The organism is Psychrobacter sp. PP-21 (genome assembly GCF_033790785.1).
Taxonomy (GTDB): Bacteria; Pseudomonadota; Gammaproteobacteria; order Pseudomonadales; family Moraxellaceae; genus Psychrobacter.
Genome location: NZ_JAMYEB010000013.1, coordinates 68023 through 74534, shown reverse-complemented (window position 1 = coordinate 74534; position 6512 = coordinate 68023). Strand labels below are relative to the sequence as shown.

General features: G+C 45.9%; 5 protein-coding genes. 1 reads left to right on the top strand and 4 read right to left on the bottom strand.

All coding sequences use genetic code 11. The features are described 5' to 3' along the window. Positions 1 to 72: 72 nt before the first annotated feature. The 4 genes from NJD71_RS10525 to NJD71_RS10510 all read right to left on the bottom strand — a co-directional run bounded on the left by NJD71_RS10525 (position 73) and on the right by NJD71_RS10510 (position 4716). A complete protein-coding gene (locus tag NJD71_RS10525; RefSeq protein WP_319051922.1) occupies positions 73 to 441 on the bottom strand; it encodes a hypothetical protein in 369 nt (122 codons plus the stop codon). Positions 442 to 517: 76 nt separating this feature from the next. Next, positions 518 to 1084: a hypothetical protein gene (locus tag NJD71_RS10520; RefSeq protein WP_319051920.1), complete on the bottom strand. Its 567-nt coding sequence runs from the start codon at positions 1082 to 1084 to the stop codon at positions 518 to 520. A 321-nt stretch (positions 1085 to 1405) separates the two neighbouring features. Next, on the bottom strand, positions 1406 to 1807 hold the full coding sequence (locus tag NJD71_RS10515) for a hypothetical protein (RefSeq protein ID WP_319051919.1): 402 nt from the start codon (positions 1805 to 1807) through the stop codon (positions 1406 to 1408). A 446-nt stretch (positions 1808 to 2253) separates the two neighbouring features. Next, positions 2254 to 4716 carry a YgiQ family radical SAM protein gene (locus NJD71_RS10510; protein ID WP_319051918.1) on the bottom strand — a complete coding sequence of 821 codons (2463 nt, stop codon included), beginning with the start codon at positions 4714 to 4716 and terminating at the stop codon, positions 2254 to 2256. A 415-nt stretch (positions 4717 to 5131) separates the two neighbouring features. Here NJD71_RS10510 and NJD71_RS10505 point away from each other — a divergent pair, with 415 nt between their 5' ends. After that, positions 5132 to 6511 (top strand): ammonium transporter, encoded by a 1380-nt coding sequence (locus tag NJD71_RS10505; protein ID WP_319051917.1) that lies wholly within the window; start codon positions 5132 to 5134, stop codon positions 6509 to 6511. The last annotated feature ends 1 nt before the right edge of the window (position 6512 follow it).

The following is a 6512-nucleotide window of genomic DNA, read 5'->3' as shown; positions in this document are numbered from 1 at the left end:
AAAACTGGTTATACCATTATAATCATAAGCGCCCAAACATGGGCAATGGCGGTTTTACACCGATACAGAAACTCAATCAGGCAGCTTAATTCTATTTATTAGGTGTCTTAAGTTTGGGAGGGTTACCCCTGTATAGGTTTGAAAGTGTAATAGAATATCATTCCAGTTATTTTTCAAATTAAAACATAGATTTCTATATGCGATAGGATTTGGAATAGTAATAATCCTTGGTATATTTATATTTCTTATACTTTCATAGTAGACGGGAGTAGTTTCTGTTTTCTGAAAGGTATCTTGCTTCTGTACTTTGCACCAAGCAAAAAAATCAACAGATTGTAAGAAAGATGGTAAATTGTCGCTAAACATTCCATAACTTAATAAACCTTCGTAAATTTCATCTGAGCTAAGCAAAGAATGCTGCTGATAATATGATTTAAACATCGACTTCCTTGTCTACAAAATCTATATAATTTTTTTAGTGAAATTACTATTAGCTTAGAGAGGTAAAACCCAACTTCTACTCCACCATCTCACCATGCACCTTCACCTCACCTTTTTTACCATCAGGTTTAATCTCAATGGGCAATACCAGTCCTTTGGCAAAGTCATCAGACAGCACATAATCGTAGGTACTGGCAGTAACATCGGGCGTGGTATGAATGATAAGCGTCATCTCATTGCCATCGGTTAGCTCATGTGAGACATAGGTTTCGCTCAGCTGATCCAAGACTTTAGACAGTGCTTCATTACTTGCCATGCTGATAGTGAGGTTGTGCTGTGCGGTCGCCGCATCCACTTTGAAAAACTCAGCATAGTCTCGGACGTTTTGACTATCGATCGCAAATGGATACTTGTAGTTGGTGGGGTCAGCAGGCTTTGCACCGCTGTCTACCAGTGACCAGTCTACCGTGTTGGCAGCCAGTTTGCCTTCTGCTGTCGATGACTCGGCTGTGGTATCTGCAGTCGCTACCGTGTTCGCTGCTTGATCAGCAGTATCGACGGAGTCGGGGGTGTTATCGCAGGCTGTCAGCGCCCACATACTCGCTGTTGCCACTACCATTATGCTTATCAGACGCTTCGCCATCGAGTTATCCTTTTTGTTTACTTGCTTTGCTATCGTTTGATACTGATTGCTGCTTATAGAGCATTCATATCATGTGCGATATAGGGATATGATCTATAAATACTATTTTGACAGGTTTCTTAGCGGTTCTCTAGCAAAAAGCGTCAGTGACCAGTTTTTGAGCCAATGCTAGAGCCAGAACAGATAGATGTAGTTGTTTTAATAACCGTAGCCATAGCCATAATCATAGTCACAAAACTATCGATCAAACGGGCACAAAAAAACAGCCACCCTAGGATGACTGTTTCATTTCGCTATCATCTTCTATGTATGATTGGCGGATTAAATCTGGCAGTTTACTTTATACTCTTTTCCATTTGCCCATTTCATTGCAAAGATACCTTTGTCCTCTTTCATGTGCCATGCATAGATGACTTCTGGGTTTGAGTCGTTGACATAGCTTGCGACGTCACCCTTTACACCGCCGTTCAAGACGACTGGCTGCTCTGCCCATTTTACTTTAGGTAATGTGGCATTGACCATGACTTGCTCTTTATTGATAGATTGCTTTGCCATGATTTTGCTGCCGTCAGTACAGGTATACGGTGCTGGTGCCATGCGATCATAAGCCGCGGTTACCTTTTCTGTGACGGGTGTATCAGTGGTTTCTGGAGCCGTCGTAGCACAAGCGCTCAATAGGGCAAGGGCTGGTAGGGCGGTTGCGATTTTAGTTATCATGTTCATGGTTCTCTCCAGAGTTTGTCACTGATGTCATTCGATTATATTTATTTAGGTAGGTAGCCTATGAGGGTTATAGTAGCGAAAACGAACTATTTCAGTGTTAGAAATTGTTTATTACCTGTTAGCTTGGTTACCTAATCCGTGACTAATGTAACTTATGATTCTAAATGCCCTTAATGCTGAGTATCACTAACCCTAGGTACCATGAGTTCTAGGTGCTGTCAATCCTAGGTGCTGTCAATCGTAAATACTACCAACTGCATATGTTCTATAAAGTAAAGGCAGTAAATCAAAAACACCGATTGTAGTGAGTGGTACTGCTCAGTTTGTTCATAAAAAATCGCTCAAGCCAGCGCATAAAAAAGCGCCTATCAACGAATTGTCGATAGACGCTTTTTTGATGAACTAAACACGCTCTAAACTGAGCATGTCTTTGTATATCGTTAATGCTACTTGGTTTTGCGCGGTGGCAGACCAGTATGCTGAGTTTGGAAGTTGCCTTTACTGACTTTTTTCTTGGTGTTTTTCCCGGCGGCGTTTTTGTTTGTGCCAGCACGGTTTGAGGCGTTAGGCTTTGACGAATTGTTGCTACGCTTCACCGAGTCATTGCCTAGGCGACTGTTCTTTTTGCGCGCTGACTGATAGCTGTCTTGCGCCGCGTCACGCCCTTCTAAACTGGCGTTAAATGGTGGAATCAAGCAGCCACGGTTTTTACCAATCAGATCGCTACGGCCCATGTCTTGTAGCGCTTTACGCAATAACACCCAGTTTTTTGGATCATGATAGCGCAGGAACGCTTTGTGCAGTTTACGCTGTTTGCCAGACTTGACGATATCCATATCACCTTCATCACGGCTAACCTTGTGTAGCGGGTCTTTGTGCGTGTGATACATGGTGGTCGCGGTCGCCATTGGGCTTGGATAAAATGCCTGTACTTGGTCGGCACGGTAGCCATTATTTTTGAGCCACAGCGCAAGGTTCATCATGTCTTCATCTTTGGTACCCGGGTGGGCGGCGATGAAGTAAGGAATCAGATACTGTTCTTTGCCCGCTTCCTGACTGAATTGCTCAAACATCGCTTTGAATTGATCATAACTGCCCATACCCGGCTTCATCATCTTCGATAGCACGCCTTCTTCAGAGTGCTCAGGGGCAATCTTGAGATAACCGCCGACATGATGGCTGACCAACTCTTTGACGTATTCAGGATCTTTTACCGCCAGATCGTAACGCAAGCCTGAGGCAATCAGGATTTTTTTCACGCCCTTGATATCACGAGCTTTACGATATAGCTTGGTCAAGTTGCTGTGATCGGTCAGTAGATTTTCGCAGACATCAGGATACACACAAGACGGCTTACGGCAGTTCTTTTCAATGGTTTCGTCTTTACAGCTCAGACGATACATATTAGCCGTTGGTCCGCCAAGGTCAGAGATCACGCCAGTGTAATTAGGGGCTGTATCACGAATCGCTTCGACTTCGCGCAAGATCGACTCTTCTGAACGGTTTTGGATAATGCGCCCTTCATGCTCAGTGATCGAACAGAACGTACAGCCACCAAAACAACCACGCATGATATTGACCGAAAACTTAATCATGTCATAAGCAGGGATGCGCGCATCGCCATAGCTTGGGTGCGGCAGGCGGGCATACGGCAAGTCAAACACATAATCCATCTCTTCTGTTGAGAGTGGAATCGGTGGCGGGTTCAGCCAGACATCGATAGAGGTATGCGAGTTACCTGCACCGCTGCTATGACGTTGTACGAGCGCGCGAGCATTACCCGGATTGGTCTCTAAATGCAAAATACGATTGGCATGGGCATAGAGTACAGGATCAGATTTGACATGCTCATAATCAGGCAGACGAATCACCGTTTCTTCACGTGGCGGCATTTTAATTTTATGCTTACGTGCCGTCATTGGCTTATCAAAGCCGCGCATTTGTACCACTTGCGTCTCTTCATCGACTTGTTCAGCGTTGATAACTTTATTGGCAACTGGCTCAGCGACAAAACCCTGATACTGTGATGACATGGACGACGGCATGGCTTGCCCGACAGGCGAGTCCGATGGCTTGTTTTGCTCAATTGAGCAGCTATCAACGTCTTCGGTCATGACATACGGGTTGATGATCGGATCGACACGGCCAACGGTATCGACATCGTTACTTGCGACCTCAGTCATATCCGCTTGCCAATGACGACGCGTTGGGGTCAATAAATACGCTGTACCGCGTAGCTTACTCATTTGCTCAAAGCTATAGCCTTTTGACAGACCATGTACGACATCGACGATGGCGCGCTCAGCATTACCATACAATAAGACATCCGCACGCGCATCGAGCAAAATACTACGGCGCACTTTGTCTGACCAATAGTCATAATGCGCGATACGGCGTAAGCTGCCCTCAATACCGCCTAAAATAATAGGCACATCAGGATAGGCTTCACGGCAGCGCTGACTATAGACGATAGCCGCGCGGTCAGGGCGCTTATTAGCGACGTTCCCAGGAGAGTAGGCATCATCACTACGGATTTTACGATCGGCGGTATAGCGGTTGATCATACTATCCATATTGCCAGCGGTCACGCCGTACGCATAGACCGGCTTACCAAGCTCCATAAAGGCATCTTTGCTCTTCCAATCTGGCTGCGCGATGATACCGACGCGAAAGCCCTGTGACTCAAGCAAGCGACCGATAATCGCCATACCAAAGCTTGGGTGATCGACATACGCATCGCCCGATACGATGATAACATCGCAAGCATCCCAGCCCAGATCGTCCATCTCTTTGCGGCTCATCGGTAGATAAGGCGCCGGCTCGTAGCAGCTCGCCCAGTGTTTGTCATAATCATAAAGTGGCTTGGTGCCTTGTTTAAAGGCAGTGCGGGCGATGGTATCGGCAGACATGGGCGGACCTGTTAATTAGAAAATGGCACTAAAAATACAACCTTTATTCATTATTGATGATAAATGCTGATTTAAAAGCGCTCATTTTAACATGAATCACCTTCACTATGCGACCTATTCTATGAGTGGTGATTGCCGATAAGTTATTGATAGCGCGAGATAAACTGCAGTGACAAAGTAAGCCGCCAGTACAGCAGGGTAGCGATAAAAATAACGCAAGCTGAGCAGCAATATCATCAGCGCGACAAACCCATTTCTAACACATTTTCTCATGTTTGTTGGCCGTTCTAATTTTTCTCCACAGATTCTGGCATAGGTTTTGCTCCGACTCTATCAGGGCTTATTTGTGTGCATCTATGAGTGAAAATGGTGCACCGATAACATTTAAAGGGTTGGATAAGTGTTTGGAGATAAAATGAGAACATCATCTGTTGGGCTGGATGTATTGGAGAAGCTACTCAAGTCATCACTAGGTAAGATACTAGTGCTCAATACGCTACTGTTTGGCACGATAGCTAGTGCACAAGCTGCGGAAGCAGACACATTGACGGTGGCGCAGCTACTCGAATATCAAAACATTGCTTGGATTATTTGGGGCGGGGTTTTGGTGTTCTTTATGCAGGCAGGTTTTGCGTTACTAGAGAGCGGATCAGTACGCGCAAAAAATGCAGTAAATGTGATGATGAAAAACTATACCGACATGTGTATCGGTGGTCTGGCGTTCTACTTAGTTGGTTTTGGGCTAATGATGGGTACCAATCACTCCGGATTCGTCGGCACGGATCATTTTATGCCAGTCAATCTATCCAATATGGACTGGGCACTGATGTTCTTTCAGATGATGTTTGCAGCGACAGCGGTGACGATTGCTAGTGGTGCAATGGCAGAGCGTGTTTCGTTCATCGGTTATGCGATAGCAGCTTGTTTGATTTGTTTGTTTATCTATCCTGTGTTTGCCAGCTGGGTCTGGGGTGGCTATTTTGGCGGGTCAGGCTGGCTCGCTGAGCGTGGTTTTATTGATTTTGCTGGCTCGACGGTGGTCCATTCTATCGGCGGCTGGTTGGCGCTGGCAGGTGTTTTAGTTATCGGACCGAGACTGGGCCGTTTTGCACCTGATGGGACGCCGCGATTGATCGCAGGGCATAACATGACGCTACTGGCGCTAGGCGGGTTTATCTTGTGGTTTGGCTGGTTTGGGTTCAATGCTGGATCGACCCTGTCTATCACAGGCGATATCGGTCTTATCGCGGTTAATACCTTTGTCGCCGCAGTCAGTGCTGTAGTGAGCTATATGCTGATCTCTCGGACACTGAACAAAGCAATCTTGCTCAGTGATAGTGTCAATGCCAGTTTGATCGGACTCGTGTCTATCACGGCAGGCTGTGCCACAACGACGCCTTTATATTCTATTATTATCGGTGGGGTTGCTGCCGTGGTCTATATATTGTCTACGCAGGCGCTACTAAAGCTCAAGATCGATGATGTGGTCTCAGCAGTGGCTGTACATGGATTCGGCGGTGTCTGGGGTACACTCGCAGCTGGATTATTCTATACAGGGGATTTATTTAATTTATCACGGCTGGGCGTGCAGGCGCTGGGCGTCGGTGTGGCTTTGGTATGGGCATTAGGTCTGGGTCTTATTATGTATAAGCTGATTGATCTGAGCTTTGGATTAAAGGCAAGCCGTTTACATGAACAGCGTGGCCTTGATTATACCGAGCATGCAGAGCTGGGTTACCCTGAGTTTCAAAAGCAAATGTTTGATGCTAAAAGTCTAACAGAGCGTCACTTATAGG